Origin of the sequence: Flavobacterium sp. HBTb2-11-1 (genome assembly GCF_009826975.1) — a bacterium.
Taxonomy (GTDB): Bacteria; Bacteroidota; Bacteroidia; order Flavobacteriales; family Flavobacteriaceae; genus Flavobacterium.
In genome coordinates this window covers 402449-427456 of record NZ_WUMO01000001.1, presented here as the reverse complement: position 1 = coordinate 427456, position 25008 = coordinate 402449, and the positions used below count along the sequence as shown (strand labels likewise).

Genomic DNA, 25008 nt, shown 5'->3' with positions numbered 1-25008 from the left:
GCGAAGATACGAATTGATTTTTTCTAAAAAATGTTTTGCACAAACCAAAAATGATTATATATTTGCACCCGCAACAAGCACGGTACCTTAGCTCAGATGGTAGAGCAATGGACTGAAAATCCATGTGTCCCTGGTTCGATCCCTGGAGGTACCACAAAACCCGAATAGAAATATTCGGGTTTTTTGTTTTTTATACTTTTCTGTTTTTTTTTAAAACCGTAAAGGCTTTTAATTTATTTCTCTCGCAGATTTGGCAGATAATGCAGATTTTGAATTTGGTGAAAGATTTGCACAGATTTTTTAATAATATAACTTAAAAATCTTTTTAAATCCGCTAGATCTGCGAGAGAAAAAATACAAGCATTAAAACTTGCGAACCTTTGCGTTTCTTCTTTGCGCCTTTGCGGTAAAATCGAATGTCAACAAATAAACACTTTTTGTTAAAAAAGTATTGACTGAATAAAAAATAATCTTATATATTCGTAAAACTGTATTTCAACATCTGAATCATTAATAAGAACTCAAATCAGCTTTATGAGCAAAACTTCTACTAAAGGTATTTGGAAAGTTATTTCGGCCTCTTCTATGGGCACCATGATTGAATGGTACGATTTTTACATTTTTGGCAGTCTTGCTGTTGTTATTTCTACAAAATTTTTCCCTAGCGACAATCCAACCGCAGCGTTTCTATCTACTCTAGCCACATTTGCCGCTGGATTTGTAGTCCGTCCATTTGGAGCTTTGTTCTTTGGAAGGCTTGGTGATATTATTGGACGTAAATATACTTTTATGGCTACCTTATTATTAATGGGCGGTTCAACCTTTTTAATAGGCTGCATTCCGAGTTACGAAACGATTGGTTTTCTAGCCCCTTTATTAGTTTTGATCTTACGCCTGCTTCAAGGTCTTGCTCTTGGGGGTGAATATGGCGGCGCTGCCACTTATGTCGCCGAACATGCACCCGCGGGAGAAAAAGGATACTGGACTTCTTGGATTCAGACTACTGCGACTGTTGGTTTATTTATTTCGCTAATGGTTATTCTGGCCACGAAAAGTGTGCTCTCTGCAGAAGCTTTTGATTTATGGGGATGGCGCGTTCCTTTCTGGGTTTCGATTGCTATGGTTGGAGTTTCTTACTTGATTAGAAAAAACATGGATGAATCTCCCGTTTTCGCGAAAGCTAAAAAAGAGGGAACAACAAGTACAAATCCGTTGAAAGAAAGTTTTGGAAACCGATACAATTTAAAATTTGTTCTTTTAGCATTATTTGGAGCCACAATGGGACAAGGCGTTGTTTGGTACACTGGACAATTCTATGCAATGAGTTTCATGAAAACGGTGATGAATATTGATTCTTCGCAAGTTGATGAATTATTAGGAATTGCGCTTTTAATTGGAACTCCATTTTTTATTGTTTTTGGATGGTTGAGCGATAAAGTCGGACGCAAATACATTATGATGCTGGGAATGCTGCTGGCTATTTTTTCTTATAGACCAATTTATAAGATGATGTATGACACAACGGATATAAGCAAGAAAACGGAGATCCTTGAAACTCCAAGAATTACAACTGAAAACAAGACCAACGGAAGCTCTATTACAATTACGGAAAAAAAATACACAGACGGAACATCCGTTGTGGAGAAAAAAACGTATCTGGACAAAAAAGACACTCAAACTAACGTATCAATAGTAATCAATTCAAGCGATAAATGGACATTGACTTTCCTAGTTTTTATTCAAGTATTATTTGTAACCATGGTTTACGGTCCGATTGCGGCATTTTTAGTCGAAATGTTTCCAACTAAAATCAGATATACTTCTATGTCACTTCCTTATCATGTTGGAAATGGAATTTTTGGCGGATTGCTTCCTGCCATATCAACTTACTTTGTATCACACGCCAAAACAGCAGGCAAAGCCGATTTTTATTTGGATGGATTATGGTATCCTATAATTATTGCTGGAATCTGCTTTGTTATTGGAATGATTTATATTGAAAACAAAAACAAAATTACTCACCTTTAAAATTTAAAAAAAAATGAATGCGATTAAACAAGTTTTAGGGGCGTTATGGATTGCTTTGGCTGCGGCGGCTGCCTATTTTTGTGTATTTGAATTTGGTTTGCCAAAACTTCTTTCAGACCAACAAGACGATTTGGTATTTGGTGCAATTATTCTATTTATACTAACGCCGCTTATTGTTATGGGCTTAGGAACATTTGGATATTATTCTTTAATTGGGGAGTATAATGATCCTAAAAAGAAAAAATAAGTAAAAACAATTACGGTTAAATCATAGAACTCCATCGACTTATTTAATCACCTCGAAAAACATATTTATATTACAAAAAACTACTTTAAGCAAAAAAGGCTGTCCATTTCTAGACAGCCCTTTTTCATTACTAACTAAACCTAATTTTTAATAAACTTCACAACGCGAACTTTATTATTCTCATCAAACGTCTTTACGAGATACAACCCAGAAGCTAAACTGCTTACTGAGAATTGATATTCTGCATTTCCGTTTGTATTAAATGTTTTTACTAATTGCCCTGTAATAGAATAGATATCTACTTTTGAGGCTTTAAAACCTAAAGTAAAATAATCGGCAACAGGATTTGGGTATAAACTAACTTGATTTCCTTTTTCAAAATCTTCTATTGCCAAATTTGCCTGTTTATTGCCATAAATTCGATATTCTCCTGGAGCCAAACTTATTGGAGCGTTTACATCGGTAACGTTAATCGTTGAATTATCCATTAAGTTGTACCACGCTCCAGTATATTGAAATCCTGGAATCATATTTTGTGCAGTTGTATCAAAATTGGCCAAAATCACAACATCTTTAAGTTGAGCAGAAGTCAAATTGCTATTTGTAATTTTGATATTTACTAGTAAAGTAGTCGCGTTGGCCATTGTTGCTGTTCCTAAAAATACTGGTTCTGTTTTTTTAAGGGTAATCATCTTAGCCCAATCGTTGTAAATCTTGTTTCGATTAGCATCGCCCAACCAATTTTCTGTCCATTGAGGCTGTGGTTTTGTATCTAATTTACAATCTCCTGGAGTAGTTGACGATTCATCATTTACAGTTCCGTTATTACAGCTAAAAATAGAATCATCCATTCCTAATTCTCCAAAATGCCAAATCATTTTTGGTCCTGGAATCAGCAAAGAAACTGCTCCAATAGCAGACATTCTAGACAGTGCCGTATTTAATGTTTTTACATTGTAACTTCCATTTGAAGCACCATATTGCACATTTTTATACATCAGACGTTCTTCGTCATGACTTTCTGCATAACCCATTAAACGATTGGCAGCAAATCCGCGGTTTGCACTATTCATTCTGAAAATATTACTTTCAGAAGCATATCCCATAGACAATTGATTATACTCTTTTGTCATTTTCCCCCACATCATCACACCTTTACTCGGTGCCTCAGTTACTCTGTAATTTGCCCATTGCTGTTCTTCAGCATCAGACCCTAAGTGCTCAAAAATAGTATAATTCGTCGGATCTATTGCCCAAGAAAAATCAGCATATTTTTTCAGAATATCAACACGATCCTGTTGATAGGAATCAGTACAAGCATTATCGCTTGACGTACATGATTGCGTAAATCCTTTGGTTAAATCCCAACGGAAACCATCAATTTTATATTCTTCAATCCATTGTTTGATAACACGATTTACATAATACTGTGTTTTTAAAGATTGATGATTAAAATCTTCACCAACGCTATAACTATGTTTTGCTACTGTATTGAAATATGGATTTTCTGCAGTTGGCGAACCAAAACCATCTCCATCAGGATCATTCATCCACATTCTTACCATCGGATTTCTTCCGAAAGCATGATTTAAAGCTACGTCGAGGATTACAGCAATTCCGTTTTGATGGCATAAATCAATAAACTCTTTTAATTTATCTGACGTTCCGTAAAACTTATCTAAAGCCATATGAAATGAAGTATTATAACCCCAACTTTCATTTCCTTCAAATTCCATTACCGGCATTAATTCGATGGCATTAATTTTTAGATTTTTAAAATAATCTATTCGTTCAATTAAGCTTTGATAACTTCTTGATGCATCAAAATCGCGAACCAAAACCTCATAGACTACTAATTTCTCTTTTGCTGGTTTTTCAAAATTTGTTACCTGCCAATTGTAAGGAGTCTGTCCTGTTTTTAAGACTGTAACCTCAAAATTTTGTCCTGTCGGATAAACTGGCATATTTGGATATTTTGAAGCAGGAATTGAAGGATCATCGTAAGGAGATAACACTAAAGTAGAATACGGATCTGCTGTTTTTACCATTGCTGGCGAATTCGCAAGTGGCGTTGTATCGACAACCCAATATTGATACATATTGTTTTGCCCCGAAACCAAGCCAGTTATTTCCAACCAAAATTTTCCCGAAGATGGATCTTTTTTCATGGCATAAGCTGATGTAGGCTGCCAATTGTTAAAACTTCCCGCAACATAAACAAAATCTTTTAAAGGCGCATCTAATACCAAAGTCGCTTTAGTAGCGTCTGAAGCATTGTAATTAATCCCGTCAACCAAACCTGCGGGCATCGCCTCAGAAACAGTGTTTGGGTTTACAACTACTGCAAATTTCTTAGAAACTGTAGTTGCGCCTTGGGCTGCAATAAGCTCATAACTTTGATTGCTCGTGATATTGGTATGTGTATACGAATAACTTGAAGTGCTAGCGTTTGTATTTATAATTGCTCCGTTAGCTTTTAATGTATAACTTCCAGCTCCTCCCGTGTTTGTTGCACTAATAGTAAAATTGGAACCAGAATTGATGATCGAAGTGCTATTTTCAACCGGAGAAGTCAATGTTACCTGAAAAGAACCTACTTCAACCAAAATATCTTGCGATTTTTTATCTCCTGTTCCGTCTTTAGCCTTAACCAAAAAACCAATTCGTCCTATTCCGTTTCTTGCAAAATATGTAGCAGGTGTAATTGTTTTAGTATAAGTATCAGTTCCTGCGTTATAGGTAAATTTACTTGCTTCGTTGGATGAAGTCCAAGTCCCGTTGGAAGGACTATCCGATTGATTAGTATCATTTACATCATACGACCATGACCAAAGATATAAAGCATTGCCTGTAACGCTCCAAGCACCTTCATTAATGCTTGCACCCGCGATTGAAATAGTAATCGAAGTTGTTTCTTCAAAAGTGGAGGGATTTATTGAATAAGTAACTGTTTGAGGCTGGGCAAAAACGGTTACTGCCATCAATAAAAATATTGATAGTAAAATTTTTCTCATAATCTCGTGGTTTTGTGTGGTTAGTTAGATTAAAAAAGGGCTATCTGGAGATAGCCCTTTTTATAATTACATTTAAACTTTAGTCTAATGTTATTTTTTTCGCACCATTGTCAATAGTTAAAACTCTTGGTCCAGTTGGTCCAGTATATTTGAAGTTACTATCGCCATCACCAGCATTTACCAATTCGTCATCTATTGTATAACCTAAGTTTGAATAATAAGTATAATTATGGCTTTGATCCCAGTTACCATCGCTTGTAAAGTTATTACCTAAGAATTCTCTAAAAGCTTCCCCACTTTTAAGAACAATAGTTACTTTATAAACATTTGTTGTGCCAACTACTAATGGGAATTCAGTTTCAGCATCACCAGCCCATGTCCAACCTCCTGGAGTAGCCGCGCCAACTAACCAGTGAGAACTTGCTAATGGCACGTGATATGGCGTAGCTGTAATTGTATAAAAGTTAGAATATTGAGGAAGTCCTGAAGCACCAACAACAGCTTTGATACGAATATCAACTTTATTTGCCTCTTTCTCAACAAAACCACCATTTACTAATGCTGAATTTAATTCAGACACCGTTAAGGCTACAAATTTTTCTGTTGTATTTGTTACAGTGATAGGGGCTGCAAATTTTGTTCCTGCTTTAGCTATCTCAACAGTATAATTTACTACAGTTTGCATTCCAGTATATGCAGCATTATCCCACACAACAGTTGTTGCAACCTCATTTTCAGTCTCTTTTGAAAGAACGATCGTAAAATCAGATTTAGGGTTCAACAGAACAGGAGCTGTTGCTGCTTCGATTACTGGTCTGTCTTCTACATCATCAGCATTACATGAAACTGCTAAAACACCGATGAAAGCAATTAAAATTTTATATATATTTTTCATTTTTAATATTTTTTATAAGGTTAGTTAGTATCCTGGATTTTGTTTTAAAGTTGGGTTTGCCTGTATAATTCTAGAAGGGATTGGCATTAAATCTCTATAAGATTCAGTTGCAATTCCGTTTATAGAACCACCTTTCCATTGCCAAATTTTTGATCCTCCTGTGAATTTACCAAAACGAATTAAATCCGTTCTTCTATGACATTCCCAGAACAATTCTCTTCCTCTTTCATCCAAAATAAAATCAAGATTTAATTGAGATGCAGTAATATTTGCAGCATTTGCTCTTGTACGAAGCTGATTAATATAACCAACTGCTGTTCCTATATTAGCAGATGAGGCTCCTCTTACAGCTGCTTCAGCATACATCAAGTAAACATCAGACAATCTGAACATTGGAAAATCTGTATCAGGAATATCGTTTCTTTGTGCAGCAGATCCGTCAGACTTTTTATTAATATATTTCGTTACCGCATAACCATCAGTAAATGTTCCAACATTATTAATATCTTTTGATTGCCCATTTGTATAAAAAGTTCCTCTTTTATCTCCAGTTGCAGTTTCATCAGGGAAAATATTTACAAACTCTCTGCGTGTTCTGATTCCCTGCCATCCACCATCCATACCTCTTGAAGAAGCATCCATACTACCTCCAATAGATGCATGAAGAATAAAACTCATTCCTCCCCCTGTCGCTCTGATAGCATTACCATCACTTATAACTGGAAAAATAAATTCATTTTGAGCTCCGTTTACATCATTATCGGCAGAGAATAAGTAGCTATAAGGAACATTTGCAAATGTATATCCTGAATTATTAATAATATCAGCACATAAAGTTCCAGCATCATTGAATCTGTCTGTCCCAGTATAAACTTTAGAGTTTAGATAGATTTGAGCTAATAAAAATTTAGCTGCAGTTTTATCAACTCTTCCATATTCATTTGTTCTTGAAGCTACTAAACTATTGTCTAGATCTTTTAATTCAGCTTCAACAAAAGCGAAAACTTCAGCTCTTGTTTTTTGTACTGGATAAAAGAATCCTACAGGATCTGCTTCTGTTGTAATTGGCACATTTCCGAACAAATCCATTAAATTAACATAAGAAAAAGCTCTTAAAAAACGAGCTTCAGCTCTAAATTTAGCGATATCAGCTTTTAAGCTTGCATCAACTCCTCTTGCATTTAGCTTTTCTTCTGTTGTTTGTCTCAAAAACTCATTGGCAACACTAATTTCATAGAATGCTCTCGAATATGTTCCTGCCAAAAATTCATTTGCAGGAGACCATGTTTGAGAATTTAATGTAGGCAATGTTCCATCTGCCCATGCAATAATAGCCTCGTCTGTAGTGAATTCTTGTGTCACAAAAAGCAAACGCAAATAACTGCTGAAATCTCCTCCAATTCCAGAGATATCTGGCTGACCATCACCATCATTTCCTCCTACATAAAGACCTGCATATAATTTCGCTAAAACTTGTTTATATGATGCTGGATCCTGAAAGAATTGCTCTGACAAAAACTCATCATCATCAGTCGGAGTAACATTCAAATCGTCCGTACATGACGTAAGCGTCATATTCAATCCTAAAACAAGTAGGAAAAAATAAGATATATATTTAAATGATATTTTCATTTTATATTTTTTTAAATTTATTTTTCAATAATCTACTAGAAACTTGCATTCACACCAAACAAGAAAGTTCTAGCTCTTGGATATACATTATTATCAATTCCATTGAATCTCTCTGGATCTAAACCATTGTATTTTGTTAACACAAATACATTTTGAACTCCCGCTGTAAATCTTAAAGAAGCAGCTTTTAATAAATTTTTATCGAAAGTATAACCTAAAGTAATATTATCTAATTTGATAAAAGAAGCATCCTTAATATAATAATTAGACAAATAACGTTGTGTACCATTATCTTCATATCTAAAACCAGTATTCAAATAATCTGCGCTAACATTTGATAAATCTGTATCTCTTCTTAAAGCAGCATCAGAATATCCTAAGTTTGAGCTTACGTTATCGAAAATATAATTTCCTAAACTTGCTCTCCAGTTCATTGTAAAATCAAACTTTTTATAATTTAAAGTAGAGAATAAACCAAATGTGTAATCTGCTGTAGGCTTATGGAATCTGTAACGATCTGAAGCATCAATTTTTCCGTCACCATTTCTATCTACATAAGCACCTGCTATAGGCTTTTTATTTGCATCATATAGTTGCTCATAAACCAGGAATGATCTTGGAGCATAACCTACAGAGTTAACTTGTATCTGATTTCCTGACCCACCTGCAATATTATCACCAGTTAAATATCCTTGAAAACCAGGAACTGTAGTACCTAAATTGTCAATTTTCTGATCTATATAAGTAGTATTAAAAGCAACATTCCAAGTTAGATTATCATTTTTAATAACATCTGATTGAATGCTAAACTCAACCCCTTTTGTTCTAACACTACCAATATTATAAGTACCTTGATTTCTAATATTTGCTCCATCAGGCACAACAACTTCAGCTAACAAATCGCTTGATTTTTTATCAAAATAGTTTACAGATCCTGTAATTTTATCATTTAAAAATCCGAAATCAATACCAATGTTCATCTCTGCTAATTCCTCCCATTTAATATTTTCGTTATAACCTTCTGGCCTTGCAGTTGAATAGACTTTACCACCGAAAATATACTGAGTATTAATTGTTCCGAGAGTCACTCTTCTTAAGTAATCATATGCTGCAGAAATATCTTGCTGACCAGTTGTTCCATAACCAAATCTTAGCTTAAGACTTGACAAAGTTTCATTATCTTTTAAGAAAGCTTCTTCAGCCACATTCCAAGCTAAAGCAACTCCACCAAAATTACCCCATCTGTATTTTTCAGAAAAACGAGAACTTCCATCTCTTCTATAATTTACAGTTGCTAAATATCTACTATCATATCCTAAGTTAACACGTCCGAAATACGATTGTAAATTAATATCTGGACTTGTAATGACATCTGTGTTAGGATTTGGCTGTCTTAATTCTCCTGATTGATATCTTTCTCTCTGGAATAATTGGTAATTGTAACCAGCTGTTGCATCAACTTTAAACTTGCCTAAATCCTTAACGTAATTAAAGTAAGCATTTAAGTTCTTATTTTGAAGCATATCTGTGTACTTAGAATAGTTTCCATAGTTTACATAATCAGGACCGTTAAATGGTTTTGGCTGATATCCTAAGATACTTTCTGTACTTACCGTAGTATTTCCATTACTGTCAAATCTATCAATACCAGCTTCAACAACGGCTCTTAAATCTTCAAAGAAGTGAAATTTGTAATCCAATCTAACATTCCCCCATTTTCTAGTCGAAGTAGCTCTTCTGTTATCTTGATTTAATCTTGCTACAGGGTTTCTTGCCGGTAATAATGGCACATTCCCATTAGCTTCTAACCATTCAAAATATCCTCCATAGCGAGATCCTTCTTCATAAACTGATTGTGTTGGATCAAACCCGATAGCACTTCCAATAACAGCATTTTCATCTTGAAATTGATTTTTTCCAAAAGCCAAGTTTCCGTTAATATCAATTTTCAAATGATTATCAAATAAAACAGGATTTAACGATATCGATGTCGTAGTTCTTTCAAAAGAAGTATTTCTAAGAATTCCAGGATTATCAACATTTCCAACAGATAAACGTACAGGCAATTTATCAAACAAAGCCCCACTAACAGAGATATTATTGTTAGTTGTTAAAGCTGTATGGAATATTTCATCTTGCCAATTTGTATTTGCTGTTCCTAACAATGCTTTTTGAGCAGGAGAACCTTTTTCGTTAACTAACGCACGAAATTGATCTGCATTTAAAACATCTACTTGATTTGCAACAGTATTTATACCAACTTGAGAACTAAAATTAACTTTCACTCCTCCTTTTGATCCTTTTTTTGTAGTAATAACGATTACACCGCTAGCTGCTCGAGATCCGTAGATTGCAGCCGCTGAAGCATCTTTCAATACCGTAAATGACTCAATATCATTTGGATCAATTGTAGATAAAATACTAGTAGCTCCATTAGGAACGTCATTAGTTAAAGGAAGCCCATCTAATACAATTAAAGGCTCATTCGATGCACTTAATGAAGACCCACCACGAATTCTAATATCTGCTTTTGCTCCTGGAGCTCCTCCACCAACAACATTCACACCAGCAATACGTCCACTGATTAATGTTTCTGGAGTTACGTTAATTCCTTTATTAAAATCTTTTGCTGAAATTTGAGAAACAGATCCTGTTGCATCTTTTTTCTTAACAGTTCCATATCCTACTTGCACTACAACCTCTTTAAGCTGATTGGTATCTTCTTCTAAAGAAACGTTAAGTGTTTTTTGACCTGTGTACTCAATTGTTTCTGTTTTATAACCGATAAAAGAAACAACGATTTTATTACCATTTTTAACATTTGACAGTTGGTAATTTCCATCAAATCCTGTTGATGCGCCGCTTGGAGCACCTTGTACATTTACATTTACCCCCGGTATTGGCTGACCTGTTGCTTTGTCAACAACAGTCCCTTTTAAAGTGTTCTGAGCCAACACTGTAAAAGGCAACAATAGGAATAAAAATAACAACTTTTTGTAAATTGTTTTCATACTTTTTGTTTAAATTAGTTTTGAGTTTTTGAATGTTAGTTAAGTTTTTAATTTTACTTCGAATTTCAAAATTATGAATTTATTAACATGCTCAACCAGAGACATTTTTTATTGCTTTACGAAAACGTGGTAGTGTTGAAAACTTTCTATATTTTGTAATCTTTTAGCGTTAAAATTGTCAATTATAAAAATTTCAGATACCTTTATTATTAAATAGATTTTTTTCAATTAACTACATGAAACGAAAAATAACCCTAAAACAGATTGCAAAAGAACTGGATGTTTCTATTTCAACTGTCTCAAAATCACTTAGAAACAGCCTTGAAATTGGAGAAGAAACAAGGCTAAAAGTGCAGGCTTTTGCTAAGTTTTATAACTACAAACCCAACAATATTGCCCTTAGTTTAAAAAACCGAAAAACGAAAAGTATTGGGATCATTATTCCTGAAATCGTACACTACTTTTTCTCTACTGTAATCAACGGAATTGAACAGGTTGCGAACGAATATGGCTACAGTGTTGTCATATGCGTATCTGATGATTCTTTTGATAAAGAGGTTCTAAATATGGAGATGTTAGCCAATGGAAGTATCGACGGTTTTATCATGTCTCTTTCTAAAGAAACCCAATATAAAGGCGACTTTCACCACATCACAGAAGTGATCAATCAAGGAATGCCGGTTGTCATGTTTGACCGCGTTACCAATGATATTTTATGCGATAAAGTAATTATTGATGATAAATCTGCAGCTTATGAAGCCGTTCAGAGCTTAATTGACAGCGGACGAAAAAAAATTGCACTCGTAACAACTGTTGATTATGTAAGTGTTGGAAAACTGAGAACAGACGGTTACGAAAAAGCTTTATTAGATAACGGACTGCCTTTTAATGAAGATTTAATCATAAAAATTGAAGATGTCGATACTTGCGAAATAACCATTTCTGAGCTGCTGCACGCCAGAGCTTTTGATGCTGTTTTCGCGGTAAATGAACTTTTCGCAGTAACTATTATCAAAACTGCAAATAAAATGGGGTTGAAAGTTCCCGAGGATTTAGCCGTAATTGCTTTTACAGACGGAATTATTTCAAAATATTCTACTCCAACCATAACTACTGTTAGCCAGAGCGGAGAAAAAATGGGGAATAAAGCAGCCAAAATGCTTATAGAAAGAATAGAAGCCGAAGAAAATGAGGATGAAGAGCACACTGAAAATTACATTACAGAAGTTATAGAAACTCATCTCATAAAAAGAGAATCCACTGACTAAATTTCTTAAAATCAATACTTTCTAAAGCCATAAAGAATATTTATGGCTTTTTTATTAGCATATATAAAAAAATAATTTATAATTTTACGCCCGTCAAGGCTTTTAGTTTTACTTCGAAAGAAACAAAGTTTTGATAAGCAAAGCGCTTATCGTATAATTTTCACAAATTACGATAATGGAAAAGCGTAAATTAAGTTTCTGGGAAATCTGGAACATGAGTTTCGGGTTCTTGGGAATCCAAATGGGGTTTGCACTTCAGAATGCAAATGCCAGCAGAATTCTTCAAATTTTTGGTGCCGACGTACATGAACTTTCGTGGTTCTGGATTATTGCTCCCCTTATGGGATTAATAGTGCAACCCATTATTGGTCATTACAGCGATAAAACCTGGGGAAGATTCGGCAGACGAAAACCTTTCTTTTTAGTGGGGGCCATTTTAGCTTCGGTAGGATTAATTCTAATGCCGCAAGCTAACATTTTCATTTCTGTTTTACCGGCCTTATGGGTTGGAGCTGGAATGCTAATGATTATGGATGCCTCTTTCAACATTGCGATGGAGCCTTTCAGAGCACTTGTTGGAGACAATTTAAGAACAGATCAGCGTACTGCAGGATTTAGCATCCAAACTTCTTTAATTGGTTTTGGAGCCGTAATTGGTTCTGCATTGCCATACATTCTTACGAAATATTTTGGCGTACCTAATAGCACAGTTCCTGGAAGCGTTCCATTAAACTTAACCTTGTCATTTATAATTGGCGCGGCAGTTTTAATTGGTTCAATCTTAGTTACGCTATTTACAACCAAAGAATATTCGCCAGAAGAATTGGCAAAATTTGAAGATCCTCAAAATGATGCGATTTCCGATTCTGAAGAAAAGTCAAAAATTACAGACATCTTTACCGATTTTGCAAAGATGCCTGTTACAATGCGCCAATTAAGCTGGGTGCAGTTTTTCTCTTGGTTCGGATTATTTGGTATGTGGGTTTTTACCACGCCAGCAATAGCACACCACATTTACGGATTGCCATTAGAAGATACTTCAAGCCAGCAATATCAAGATGCTGGTGACTGGGTCGGAATTCTGTTTGGCGTTTACAACTTAGTTTCTGCCATTGTCGCTTTGTTTTTCTTGCCTTATATCGCTAAAAAAATTGGAAGAAAAGCAACACATTCTCTTTCATTGGTTATTGGAGGAATCGGTTTAATCTCTATTTATTTCATGCCAAATGAAGACTGGGTTGTACTGCCAATGATCTTAATCGGAATTGCTTGGGCGAGTATCCTAGCAATGCCTTACGCGATTCTTGCGGGTTCTATAACACCTAAAAAAATGGGAGTTTATATGGGAATCTTCAACTTCTTTGTTGTTATTCCTCAAATTGTAAACGCTCTAATTGGTGGTCCAATCGTAAAATACCTTTACAATGGAGACGCTATTTATGCCTTAGTTACAAGCGGAGTTAGCTTTCTAATTGCTGCTGCGTTAGTTTCTAAAGTAAAAGACGTAGACGACTTTACTCAAAAATCATAATTAAGAATTTTCCATACAATGAGCAAAAAAGCATTCATATTCGATCTTGACGGAGTGATCGTTGATACCGCTAAATACCACTTTTTGGCTTGGCAAAAAATTGCCAAATCGTTAAATATCAATTTTACGCACGAAGATAACGAACTTCTAAAAGGTGTTAGCCGCGTTCGTTCGCTAGACATTATACTTGGGTTAGGAAATGTTCAAGCTACTCAAGAACAAAAAGATCAATGGTTAATTCAAAAAAATGAAGATTACCTATCTTATTTAGTTGACATGGATGAAAGTGAGGTTCTTCCAGGAGTTTTAAAAATTCTAAAACTATTAAAAGATAAAAATCAAGGAATTGCACTGGGTTCTGCCAGTAAAAATGCAAGACCAATCTTAGAAAAAACAGGCGTTCTGTCTTACTTCGATGTTATTGTTGACGGAAATGATGTGAGCAATGCAAAGCCAGATCCTGAAGTTTTCTTAAAAGCGGCTCAATTATTAAACATTGATCCAAAAAATTCAATCGTATTTGAAGATTCTGTTGCCGGAATTCAGGCAGCAAATATTGCAGAAATGGTAAGTGTGGGAATTGGTGAGGAAACAATTTTACATGAAGCTGATCACATTTTTAAAGATTTTACCCAAATCGAAACAAGCTTTATTGAAGAGTTAATTGGATAATTAGAAAATGTGTCAGTGAGATAATGCTTCTCATCGACAAATATTCTAATGTAACAATTACCCAAATGAATGTAAAAAGTTAATAAGAAACCAAGGCAATTATCGAATTACCAAATTGCCAAATTATCTAATTTAAAAGATGAATCAAGATTATATAAAACCAGACAATTGGTCTATAATAGAAGAAGGATTTGATGTCGAAAGAGTAAAATCGTCTGAAAGTCTTTTTAGTATCGGAAACGGTGCTATGGGACAACGTGCAAATTTTGAAGAAACATATTCTGGCAAAACTTTTCAAGGAAGTTATATTGCCGGAATCTATTATCCGGACAAGACAAAAGTGGGCTGGTGGAAAAATGGTTATCCAAAATATTTTGCCAAAGTACTTAACGCTCCAAACTGGATCGGAATTGACATTGAAATCAACGAAGAAAATCTTGATTTGAATACTTGTTCTGAAGTTAAAAATTTCCGCAGAGAATTGAATATGAAAGAAGGTTGGTATAATCGTTCTTTTGAAGCTGTTCTAAAAAATGGAACCGAAATCGCGGTAAATATCCGTCGTTTTCTATCTTTAGATTTAGACGAAGCCGGAGTGATCAAATACGATATTACACCATTAAACAAAGATGCAAAAATTGTTTACAAACCATATATCGACGCTGGTGTAACCAATGAAGATGCCAACTGGGAAGAAAAATTCTGGGAGCCTTTGGAGGTTAAAAAAGGAACGAACGAAGCGTTTGTAACGGCTCAGACTTTCAAAACGCATTTTAAAGTTACGACTTTCATGCACAATACGATTTTTGCTAACGGAGAAAATGCAAATATTTCACCTTCAACAATCGATTCTACGGTAGATAAAGTTCAGTACACTTACGGAACTATTATCGCAAAAGGACAAACCTCATCAATCCAAAAAATTGGTGGATATACGGTTTCTTTAAACCATGAAAATACTTTGGCTGGAGCCGAAAAAGTAATCAAATCTGCGGTTGCTTTAGGTTATGAAACCCTGCTTCAAAATCAAATTGATGCTTGGGCTAAAATCTGGGAAATGTCAGATATTACTATTGAAGGTGATGTAAAAGCGCAGCAGGGAATTCGTTTCAACATTTTCCAATTAAACCAAACCTATTCCGGAAAAGATTCTCGTTTAAATATTGGTCCAAAAGGATTTACTGGAGAAAAATACGGGGGATCTACGTATTGGGACACTGAAGCTTATTGCATTCCGTTTTACATGGCAACGAAAGATCAGCAGGTGGCGAGAAACTTGTTGACATATCGTTACAATCAGTTAGACAAAGCGATTGAAAATGCTAAAGATAATTTAGGTTTCAAAAACGGCGCTGCTTTATACCCAATGGTTACCATGAATGGTGAAGAATGCCACAACGAGTGGGAAATCACACACGAAGAAATTCACAGAAACGGTGCGATTGCTTTTGCAATTTACAACTATAACCGTTATACGGGCGATTACTCTTATATTCCAGAAAAAGGCTTAGAAGTTTTAATCGGAATTGCGCGTTTCTGGCATCAGAGAGCTTCTTTCTCAAAAGATAAAAATCAATATGTGATTTTGGGAGTTACTGGTCCAAACGAATACGAAAACAACATCAATAATAATTTCTACACCAATTATATTGCAAAATGGTGTATTGATTTTGCTGCGGAGCAAATCGAAAAAGTAGCTTCAGAATATCCTGCAGATCATAAAAGAGTAATGGAGAAAGTAAATCTTTCTGCAGAAGAAATCAAAGAATGGAAAAAAGTGGCAGATGACATGTATTTCCCTATTTCTGAAGAGCTTGGAATCTACTTACAACAAGATGGTTTCTTAGATAAAGAATTAGTTCCGGTAAAAGATTTAGATAAATCACAGCGTCCTATCAACCAAAAATGGTCTTGGGATCGTGTATTGCGTTCGCCTTACATCAAACAAGCGGACGTTTTACAAGGTTTTTATTTCTTCGAAGATCATTTTTCGAAAGAAGAATTAAAACGCAATTTTGAGTTTTACGAATCGTTTACCGTTCACGAAAGTTCGCTTTCGCCTTGCGTACACTCAATTCAAGCTGCTGCTTTAGATAAAATGGACATGGCATATACCTTTTATTTAAGAACTTCTCGTTTAGATTTGGACGATTATAACAAAGAAGTGGAAGAAGGTTGCCATATCACGTCAATGGCTGGTACTTGGATGAGTATCGTAGAAGGTTTTGGAGGAATGCGTGTGAAAAATGATCAGCTTCATTTCTCTCCAAAAATTCCAAAAGAATGGAAAGGCTATACGTTCAAAATCAATTTCAGAAACCAAATTCTTAAAGTATCTGTAAATCACAACGAAACAACTTTTACTGTAGACGGAGATCAAGATTTAACAATTATAGTTAACGGAAAACCTGTAACTGCAAGTAAATTTGTACAAATAAATTAAATTACAATACATCTAAAAATCTAAAAAACATGAAAAACTTATTTTTCGCAAGTTTAATTTTGTTTGCGTTCAGCACTGTTGCAAAAGCGCAGCAATTAAAATCACCCGAAGGAAAGTTCGTAATGGAATTTTCTCTTCAAAACGACGGAACTCCAGTTTACAATTTAAAATACAAAAACAAAGAAGTTATTAAAACCAGTAAACTAGGTCTTGAACTTAAAGATGATAAAAAATCTTTATTGAACGACTTTACAATTGCTGACACGAAAACTTCAACTTTTGATGAAACTTGGAAACCAGTTTGGGGAGAAGTAGATCACATCAGAAATCATTATAATGAACTGGCGGTTACTTTAAACCAAAAAAGTACTGACAGACAAATCATAATTCGTTTCCGTTTATTCGATGATGGTTTAGGATTCAGATATGAATTTCCAGCGCAAAAAAACCTTACTTACTTTGTAATCAAAGAAGAAAGGTCTCAATTTGCCATGACTGGAGATCATACCGCTTTCTGGATCCCAGGAGATTACGATACTCAGGAATACGATTATACAAAATCGAAATTATCAGAAATTAGAGGTTTGTCTCAAAAAGCATATACAGCAAACGTTTCTCAAAAATCTTTTTCACCAACAGGAGTTCAGACTTCTTTGATGTTAAAAACAGCTGACGGAATCTACATCAACTTGCACGAAGCGGCTTTGATTGACTATTCTTGTATGCACTTGAATTTAGATGACAAAAACTTAGTTTTCGAATCTTGGTTGACACCAGATGCAAAAGGAGACAAAGGCCATATGCAAGCACCAAATCACTCGCCTTGGAGAACGATTATGGTAAGCGACGATGCTAGAGAAATTTTAGCTTCGAAAATGACTTATAACTTAAACGATCCATCAAAAATTGACGATACTTCTTGGATTAAACCAGTAAAATATGTTGGCGTTTGGTGGGAAATGATTACAGGAAAAAGCTCTTGGTCATACACAAATGATTTTCCAACTGTTCAATTGGGCGTTTCTGATTTTTCAAAAGCAAAACCAAGCGGTACTCACGGAGCAAACAATGCTAACGTAAAAAAATACATTGACTTCGCGGCTGCAAATGGTTTTGATGCTGTTTTAGTTGAAGGTTGGAATGTTGGTTGGGAAGATTGGTTCGGACATTCTAAAGATTATGTTTTTGATTTCTTGACTCCTTATCCAGATTTTGATGTAAAAGGTCTTCACGAATATGCAAAATCAAAAGGTGTAAAAATCATTATGCACCACGAAACTTCTGGTTCTACACGCAACTACGAACGCCACATGGATGCAGCTTATAAATTCATGAAAGACAATGGTTATGACGCTGTAAAAAGCGGTTATGTGGGAGACATTTTGCCTCGTGGCGAAAATCATTACAATCAATGGATTGTAAACCACTACCAATACGCAATCGAAAAAGCGGCTGATTACAAAATTATGGTAAACGCTCACGAAGCAGTTCGTCCAACAGGAATCGCAAGAACGTATCCTAACTTAATTGGAAACGAAGCAGCAAGAGGAACAGAATACCAAGCTTTCGGCGGTTCTAAACCAAATCACGTAACGGTTTTACCATTTACAAGATTAATCGGTGGGCCAATGGATTACACTCCGGGAATCTTCGAAATGGATATCAGCAAAATGAATCCTGATAACAAATCGCATGTAAACAGTACAATTTGTAACCAATTGGCTTTATACGTTACTATGTACAGCCCATTACAAATGGCTGCTGATACTCCAGAAAACTATAACCGTTTCCCAGATGCATTTCAATTTATTAAAGATGTGGCTGTAGATTGGTCAGAAAGTAAATATATCGAGGCTGAGCCTGGAGACTTTATTACGGTTGCTCGTAAAGCAAAAGGAACAAACAACTGGTTCGTTGGAAACGTAAACGGAGAAACTCCTCGTACTTCAAACATCGATTTCAGTTTCCTTGAAAAAGGTAAAAAATACACAGCAACAATTTACGCTGATGCAAAAGATGCGCATTACAAAACAAATCCGCAAGCTTATACAATCAAGAAAATGGCTGTAACAAACAAATCTAAATTATCTCAGTTTTCTGCTCCAGGAGGAGGATATGCAATCAGCATTATCGAAACGAAATAATTTTAATTAACCATATAAGAAATGTAAGTCCATTTAATAGAAATCCCCCAGTTTTGTCTTAAATGTTCTTACATTTCTTATATGGTTTAAATTCTACTTCACTATGAAAAACCAAAAAACATCACTTATCTATAAATTAGCCCTTTTGGTTTTGTTGTTTTCCGCTTCCGCGAAAGCACAAATCCAAAAAGTAGAACCGCCTTTCTGGTATGCAGGAATGAAAAATTCGGAACTGCAGATTATGTTCTACGGAAAAAATATTGCACAATACGAAGCTTCAGTTTCAAATAATGTTGCAATTAAAAATGTCGAAAAAACAGAAAATCCAAACTACCTTTTCGTAACCATCGATACAAAAGATGTAAAAGCTTCTGAATTGGTTTTCTCTTTCAAAAACAAAAATAAAGTGGCTTTTACTCAGAAATATGCTCTTAAAGAAAGAAGAGCCAATTCTGCCGAAAGAAAAAGCTACGATTCATCTGATTTGATTTACTTAATCATGCCTGATCGTTTTGCAAACGGAAATCCTAAAAACGACAGCGATGCTTCTTTAACTGAAAAAGCAAACCGTCAAGATCCAAGCGGACGTCATGGCGGAGATATCGAAGGAATCATCAAAAACTTAGATTATATTTCTTCTCTTGGTGCAACAACAATTTGGAGCACGCCTTTATGCGAAGACAACGACAAACAGCATTCGTATCACACGTACGGACAATCGGACGTTTACAAAATTGATCCGCGTTACGGAACGAATGATGATTATGTTCGTTTATCGGCAGAAATGCATAAAAGAGACATGAAACTGGTTATGGATTATGTGACAAACCATTGGGGAATTACACATTGGATGATGAACGATATTCCAACAAAAACTTGGTTCAATCAATTCGAAACTTTTACACAAACGCACCACAGACGTGAAGTAATTACAGATATTCACGCTTCAAAAATTGATCAGGAAGTTTGTATTGATGGATGGTTTGTGCCTTCAATGCCAGATTTAAATTTAAGAAATCCATTAGTTGCAAAATATTTAACTCAAAATGCTATCTGGTGGATTGAATTTGCAAATCTTGACGGATTTAGAGTAGATACTTATAATTACTCGGATAAAACAGCAATGGCAAATTGGGCAAAATCTATTACAGATGAATATCCTAATTTTAATATCGTTGGTGAAATCTGGATGCATAATCAGGCAAATTTAGCTTTTTGGCAGAAAGACAGTAAAATTGGTGCGATTGAAAACTACAATTCAAACCTTCCAAGTGTAATGGATTTTACTCTTCAAAGTCAGATTACTTCTGCTTTCAACGAAAATGAGCCAAGCTGGGATAATGGTTTGATTAAATTCTACAACAATTTTGCAATGGATTTTCTATATCCAAACACGAATAACATTTTGGTTTTTGCCGAAAATCATGATACAGATCGTATGAACGAAAAGTTCAAATACGATTTACCAAAATACAAACTAGCAATGACTTTATTGGCTACAGTTCGCGGAATTCCACAGATTTACTACGGTTCAGAAATCGGAATGGGCGGTGATAAAGGAAAAGGCGGAGATGCCGATATTCGTCAGGATTTCCCAGGCGGATGGGCAGGCGATAAAAACAATGCTTTTATCAAAGAAGGAAGAACGGCTGAACAAGCAGCTTTCTTTGATTTCTCTTCGAAATTATTCAACTGGAGAAAAACAAACGAAGCAGTCCATTTCGGAAAAATGACGCATTATATTCCTGAAAACAATACGTATGTATATTTCAGATATACTGATAACAAAACGGTTATGGTTGTTTTTAATAACAATGCTAAAGAGCAAGTTGTAAAAACGAATCGTTTCAAAGAAAGCATCAAAAACTTTAAATCAGGAAAAGATGTTATTACTGGAAAAACATTCGATTTAGCTTCTGAAATTACATTAGAACCAAAATCAGCTCTAGTTTTAGAACTAGAATAACAATATTTATTCTTTCGCAGATTTTACAGATTAAGCAAATAATTAAAAAAAGAAAATCTGCCGAATCTGCGAAATCTGCGAGAAACTATTTTCCGCCACGAATTCACGAATTATTTTTTTGACAATCTTTAAGAATAAAAATTCGTGAATTCGTGGCTATTTTTTTAGCACAAAGTATTTCACGATTATTTTTGACAATCTTTGAGAATAAAAATTCGTGAATTCGTAGCTATTTTTTTCAACACAATCCATCCTAAAATATTCTAAAATAATGAAAAAATACACTTTCCTTTTTTTATCTTTAGTATTCATAATTACGGGTTGTTCTGGCTCAAAATCAGTTACAATGAATAACGACAATACTTCGAAAACACCTTTCGTTTGGGAGGGAGCAAATGTTTATTTTTTACTTACAGATCGTTTTTACAACGGCGACAAATCAAACGATTTAAATTTCAACCGAACCAAAATGCCCGGAAAACTGCGCGGATTTGAAGGCGGAGACATCATAGGAATTACCAAAAAAATCCAATCAGGATATTTTGAAAAATTAGGAATCAATGCCATTTGGCTTACGCCAATTGTAGAGCAGATACACGATGGTGTTAACGAAGGAACTGGAATGAGTTATGGTTTTCACGGTTATTGGGCAAAAGATTGGACTGCTCTAGATCCAAACTTTGGAACAAAAGAAGACTTAGCAAAACTTGTAAAAACAGCACACGAAAAAGGCATAAGAATAATTCTGGATGGCGTAATTAATCATACAGGACCAGTTACTCCCGAAGATCCTGTTTGGCCTTCTGACTGGGTAAGAACTGGCGTGATCTGCGATTACAAATCATTTGAAAACACGACAATGTGTACTTTGGTTGATAATCTTCCAGACGTTAGAACAGAAAGCACACAAGAAGTCCAACTCCCTCCTTTTTTAATTGAAAAATGGAAAAAAGAAGGTCGTTACGAAAAAGAAGTCGCTTCATTAGATGAGTTCTTCAAAAGAACAGGTTATCCAAGAAGTCCAAAATATTACATTATAAAATGGTTGACCGATTATATTCTGGAATTCGGAATTGACGGTTACCGAGCCGACACTGTAAAACACACCGAAGAAGGCGTTTGGGCCGATTTCAAAAAAGAATGTGATTACGCTTTTGAAACTTGGAAAAAACATCATCCTTTGCAGGTTTTGGATCAAAACCCATTTTATACAATCGCTGAAGTTTATGGTTACGGAATTAGCGGTGGTCAAGATTATGATTTTGGCGATCGAAAAGTCAATTATTTTCAGAATGGTTTCAACAGCCTAATTAATTTTGAGTTTAAATGGAATGCAGCTCAGAATGATTATGAAGGTTTGTTTTCAAAATATTCAAACGCTCTAAACAATGATTTAAAAGGATATTCTGTTCTAAATTATGTTTCTTCACATGATGACGGCCAGCCTTTTGACGCCAATCGTGTGAAAGGTTTTGAAGCAGGAACAAAACTTTTGCTTTCACCAGGAATGTCGCAAGTGTATTACGGAGACGAATCGAATCGTTCTTTGGTTATCGAAGGAACTCAAGGCGATGCCACTTTACGCTCCAACATGAATTGGGAGGATATTGAAAACAATCCTGATACAAAGTTTATGCTTTCGCACTGGCAGAAATTAGGTCAATTTAGAAGAAATCACCCTGCTGTTGGTGCAGGAGTCCATACGCAATTAAGCACTCAGCCGTATTTATTTTCAAGAACCTATTCAAAAGGATCATATACTGACAAAGTATTAATTGGTTTAGATTTACCGGAAGGCCGTAAAGAACTTTCTGTGTATTCTCTTTTCGAAAACGGAACTAAATTACGTGATAGTTTTTCTGATCAAGTAACAGAAGTTGTTGATGGAAAGGTCGTCATAGACAGCAAATTTGGGATTATTTTACTAGAAAAGCTATAGAGTTCTACCACAAAGAAACACGAAGATTTATACAGAGATTCACAAAGTTTTTAGCCACAGATTAAAAGATTAACACAGATTTTTAAAATCATTTTAATCCTTTAATCTGTGGCTATTATTTTTCCTCTGCAACTTTGTACCTTTGCAACTCTGAACCTAGAAAAATGAATATTCTAAAAATAGCTCATAGAGGTGCAAAAGCATACGAACCTGAAAATACACTTCAAGCTTTTCAAAAAGCCTTAGACTTACATTCAGACGGAATCGAACTCGATGTTCACTTAAGTTCCGACGGACATATTATCGTAATTCATGACGAAACTATAGACAGAACAACTAACGGAAAAGGTTGGGTAAATACTTTTTCATTATCTGAATTAAAATCGTTTCTGATTGATGAAAAATTCCAAATTCCAACCTTAAATGAAGTTTTTGATTTGGTTGACAAAAAATGTTTGATCAATATCGAATTAAAAGGTTTAGGAACTGCTCCTAAAGTTGTTAGGTTAATTGAGGAATATATTTCAGAAAAAAAATGGAATTACAATGATTTTATAATTTCAAGTTTCGATTGGAATATGCTTCAGGAAACTTCAACTTTAAATCCTAATATTCCTATTGGTGTTTTAACAGAAGAAAATATAAATCAAGCTTTGGCTTTCGCCGAAACAATAAAAGCAAAAGCCATTCATCCAGATTTTCAATTATTGAATAAAGAAAATGTTCAGCAGATTCAAGAAAAAGGATTCTTAGTTTTCCCGTGGACAGTAAACTCTGAACAAGACATTCAAAAAGTAAAAAGTTATAAAGTAAACGGCATTATCTCTGATAATCCAGACAAAATTTAGAATAGCCACAGATTAAAAGGATTAGCAGATTTTGTTCGCCACGAATTACACGAATTTCCGCAAATTAATTTATTCACTTAAATCTGTGTAAATCATTTTAATCTGTGGCAGAAAAAAATTAGTGCCAATTCGTGAAATTAGTGGCAGAAAAACAAAATATGATTAAAAATTTAGACATCATCATCGTTGGCGGAGGCGCTGCCGGTTTTTTTACCGCAATTAATATTGCAGAGAAAAATCCGAAACTGAAAATCGCTATTTTAGAAAGAGGAAAAGAAGTACTTTCTAAAGTCCGCATTTCTGGTGGCGGACGATGCAACGTGACACACGCTTGTTTTGAACCCAACGAATTAGTGAAATTTTATCCAAGAGGCGAAAAAGAACTTCGTGGGCCTTTTCACCAATTTTGTTCTGGCGATACAATTGAATGGTTTGAAAAACACGGTGTTGAATTAAAAATCGAAGAAGATGGCAGAATGTTTCCTGTTTCCAATTCGTCGCAAACTATAATCGATTGTTTTTTAAAAGCAACAGAAAAATTAGGCATAAAAGTACTTACAGGACAAAGCGTTCAATCGATTTTCAAAAAAGAAAACCACTGGAAAATTGATACGCAAACTGATAATTATGCTGCCGAAAAATTAATTATGGCAACAGGAAGCAATCCAAAAATATGGGAAATGCTTCAGGAACATGGACACGCAATAATAAGTCCTGTCCCTTCCCTATTTACTTTCAACATCAAAGATCCAAGAATTAAAGAATTACCTGGTGTGGCAGCTCAAGTTACTGTCAACGTAAAAGATACTAAATTGGAATCTACAGGACCTTTGTTGATTACTCATTGGGGAATGAGTGGACCCGCCATTTTGAAACTTTCGGCTTGGGGCGCACGTATTCTGCACGATAAAAATTATCAGTTTAGCATTTTTGTAAATTGGTTAAATGATGTCGATTATGAAGATGCTGAAAAAATCCTAAAAGACTTAAAACAGGAACATGCTAAAAAAGCCGTTTCCAAAAAATCTCCTTTTGACTTCCCAAATCGTTTATGGGAAAGTTTGGTTTTGGCTTCGGGAATTGATTCCGAGACTAAATGGGCTGATTTGTCTAAAAACCAATTGCAGAATTTGGCTTCACAACTCACAAAAGCCGAATTTAAAGTCAACGGAAAAAGCACTTTTAAAGAAGAATTTGTAACGGCGGGCGGAATCGATTTAAAAGAAATCAATTTTAAAACCATGGAAAGCAAAATTCACGAAAACCTTTATTTTGCTGGCGAAATTGTCAATATCGATGCCATAACAGGAGGATTTAATTTTCAGAATGCTTGGACAAGCGGGTTTATTCTGGCTCAAAATATTTAATGC

Annotated in this window: 15 protein-coding genes and 1 tRNA gene; 12 read left to right on the top strand and 4 right to left on the bottom strand. The window is 35.0% G+C overall.

Annotation, left to right across the window (positions count from 1 at the left end; all coding sequences use genetic code 11):
• Nucleotides 1-81 precede the first annotated feature (81 nt).
• From GR162_RS01965 to GR162_RS01955, 3 genes are all read left to right on the top strand, one after another.
• A tRNA-Phe gene (locus tag GR162_RS01965) sits at nt 82-154 on the top strand.
• Nucleotides 155-534: 380 nt separating this feature from the next.
• Entirely contained in the window at nt 535-2028 is a 1494-nt protein-coding gene (locus tag GR162_RS01960) for an MFS transporter (RefSeq protein ID WP_160780792.1), read from the top strand.
• A gap of 13 nt (nt 2029-2041) precedes the next feature.
• A complete protein-coding gene (locus GR162_RS01955) occupies nt 2042-2275 on the top strand; it encodes a DUF6814 family protein (RefSeq protein WP_008466457.1) in 234 nt (77 codons plus the stop codon).
• A gap of 140 nt (nt 2276-2415) precedes the next feature.
• Here GR162_RS01955 and GR162_RS01950 read toward each other — a convergent pair whose 3' ends face one another.
• The 4 genes from GR162_RS01950 to GR162_RS01935 all read right to left on the bottom strand — a co-directional run bounded on the left by GR162_RS01950 (nt 2416) and on the right by GR162_RS01935 (nt 10827).
• Nucleotides 2416-5289 carry an alpha-amylase family glycosyl hydrolase gene (locus GR162_RS01950; RefSeq protein WP_160780791.1) on the bottom strand — a complete coding sequence of 958 codons (2874 nt, stop codon included), beginning with the start codon at nt 5287-5289 and terminating at the stop codon, nt 2416-2418.
• A 79-nt stretch (nt 5290-5368) separates the two neighbouring features.
• A complete protein-coding gene (locus GR162_RS01945) occupies nt 5369-6184 on the bottom strand; it encodes a SusE domain-containing protein (protein ID WP_066032944.1) in 816 nt (271 codons plus the stop codon).
• A gap of 24 nt (nt 6185-6208) precedes the next feature.
• A complete protein-coding gene (locus GR162_RS01940) occupies nt 6209-7816 on the bottom strand; it encodes a RagB/SusD family nutrient uptake outer membrane protein (RefSeq protein WP_160780790.1) in 1608 nt (535 codons plus the stop codon).
• Nucleotides 7817-7851: 35 nt separating this feature from the next.
• Entirely contained in the window at nt 7852-10827 is a 2976-nt protein-coding gene (locus GR162_RS01935; RefSeq protein ID WP_160780789.1) for a TonB-dependent receptor, read from the bottom strand.
• A 236-nt stretch (nt 10828-11063) separates the two neighbouring features.
• Between GR162_RS01935 and GR162_RS01930 the strand changes: the two genes are divergently transcribed.
• From GR162_RS01930 to GR162_RS01890, 9 genes are all read left to right on the top strand, one after another.
• Complete coding sequence (locus tag GR162_RS01930; RefSeq protein ID WP_008466448.1) at nt 11064-12095, top strand: LacI family DNA-binding transcriptional regulator; 1032 nt, start codon at nt 11064-11066, stop codon at nt 12093-12095.
• Nucleotides 12096-12270: 175 nt separating this feature from the next.
• Entirely contained in the window at nt 12271-13626 is a 1356-nt protein-coding gene (locus GR162_RS01925; RefSeq protein ID WP_066032947.1) for an MFS transporter, read from the top strand.
• Between the two features lie 18 nt (nt 13627-13644).
• Nucleotides 13645-14298, top strand: a complete 654-nt coding sequence (gene pgmB, locus GR162_RS01920; RefSeq protein WP_160780788.1) for a beta-phosphoglucomutase — start codon at nt 13645-13647, stop codon at nt 14296-14298.
• A gap of 139 nt (nt 14299-14437) precedes the next feature.
• Nucleotides 14438-16741, top strand: coding sequence for a glycoside hydrolase family 65 protein (locus GR162_RS01915; RefSeq protein ID WP_160780787.1), 2304 nt, complete (start codon nt 14438-14440; stop codon nt 16739-16741).
• A 29-nt stretch (nt 16742-16770) separates the two neighbouring features.
• Nucleotides 16771-18885: a glycoside hydrolase family 97 protein gene (locus tag GR162_RS01910; RefSeq protein ID WP_160780786.1), complete on the top strand. Its 2115-nt coding sequence runs from the start codon at nt 16771-16773 to the stop codon at nt 18883-18885.
• Nucleotides 18886-18988: 103 nt separating this feature from the next.
• A complete protein-coding gene (locus GR162_RS01905; protein WP_160780785.1) occupies nt 18989-20851 on the top strand; it encodes a glycoside hydrolase family 13 protein in 1863 nt (620 codons plus the stop codon).
• Between the two features lie 271 nt (nt 20852-21122).
• Nucleotides 21123-22790, top strand: coding sequence for an alpha-amylase family glycosyl hydrolase (locus tag GR162_RS01900; protein ID WP_160780784.1), 1668 nt, complete (start codon nt 21123-21125; stop codon nt 22788-22790).
• Nucleotides 22791-22954: 164 nt separating this feature from the next.
• A complete protein-coding gene (locus tag GR162_RS01895) occupies nt 22955-23638 on the top strand; it encodes a glycerophosphodiester phosphodiesterase family protein (protein WP_160780783.1) in 684 nt (227 codons plus the stop codon).
• A gap of 158 nt (nt 23639-23796) precedes the next feature.
• The gene (locus tag GR162_RS01890) at nt 23797-25005 is read left to right on the top strand and encodes an NAD(P)/FAD-dependent oxidoreductase (protein WP_160780782.1); all 1209 of its coding nucleotides are present in this window, start codon (nt 23797-23799) and stop codon (nt 25003-25005) included.
• Nucleotides 25006-25008 lie beyond the last annotated feature (3 nt).

Bases quoted from the DNA above. Each gene is read 5' to 3' on its own strand.
- GR162_RS01945 (WP_066032944.1), bottom strand. From the start codon at position 6,184: ATGAAAAATATATATAAAATTTTAATTGCTTTCATCGGTGTTTTAGCA.
- GR162_RS01955 (WP_008466457.1), top strand. From the start codon at position 2,042: ATGAATGCGATTAAACAAGTTTTAGGGGCGTTATGGATTGCTTTGGCT.
- pgmB (WP_160780788.1), top strand. From the start codon at position 13,645: ATGAGCAAAAAAGCATTCATATTCGATCTTGACGGAGTGATCGTTGAT.
- GR162_RS01910 (WP_160780786.1), top strand. From the start codon at position 16,771: ATGAAAAACTTATTTTTCGCAAGTTTAATTTTGTTTGCGTTCAGCACT.
- GR162_RS01895 (WP_160780783.1), top strand. From the start codon at position 22,955: ATGAATATTCTAAAAATAGCTCATAGAGGTGCAAAAGCATACGAACCT.
- GR162_RS01960 (WP_160780792.1), top strand. From the start codon at position 535: ATGAGCAAAACTTCTACTAAAGGTATTTGGAAAGTTATTTCGGCCTCT.
- GR162_RS01950 (WP_160780791.1), bottom strand. From the start codon at position 5,289: ATGAGAAAAATTTTACTATCAATATTTTTATTGATGGCAGTAACCGTT.
- GR162_RS01930 (WP_008466448.1), top strand. From the start codon at position 11,064: ATGAAACGAAAAATAACCCTAAAACAGATTGCAAAAGAACTGGATGTT.
- GR162_RS01935 (WP_160780789.1), bottom strand. From the start codon at position 10,827: ATGAAAACAATTTACAAAAAGTTGTTATTTTTATTCCTATTGTTGCCT.
- GR162_RS01890 (WP_160780782.1), top strand. From the start codon at position 23,797: ATGATTAAAAATTTAGACATCATCATCGTTGGCGGAGGCGCTGCCGGT.
- GR162_RS01900 (WP_160780784.1), top strand. From the start codon at position 21,123: ATGAAAAAATACACTTTCCTTTTTTTATCTTTAGTATTCATAATTACG.
- GR162_RS01915 (WP_160780787.1), top strand. From the start codon at position 14,438: ATGAATCAAGATTATATAAAACCAGACAATTGGTCTATAATAGAAGAA.
- GR162_RS01925 (WP_066032947.1), top strand. From the start codon at position 12,271: ATGGAAAAGCGTAAATTAAGTTTCTGGGAAATCTGGAACATGAGTTTC.
- GR162_RS01940 (WP_160780790.1), bottom strand. From the start codon at position 7,816: ATGAAAATATCATTTAAATATATATCTTATTTTTTCCTACTTGTTTTA.
- GR162_RS01905 (WP_160780785.1), top strand. From the start codon at position 18,989: ATGAAAAACCAAAAAACATCACTTATCTATAAATTAGCCCTTTTGGTT.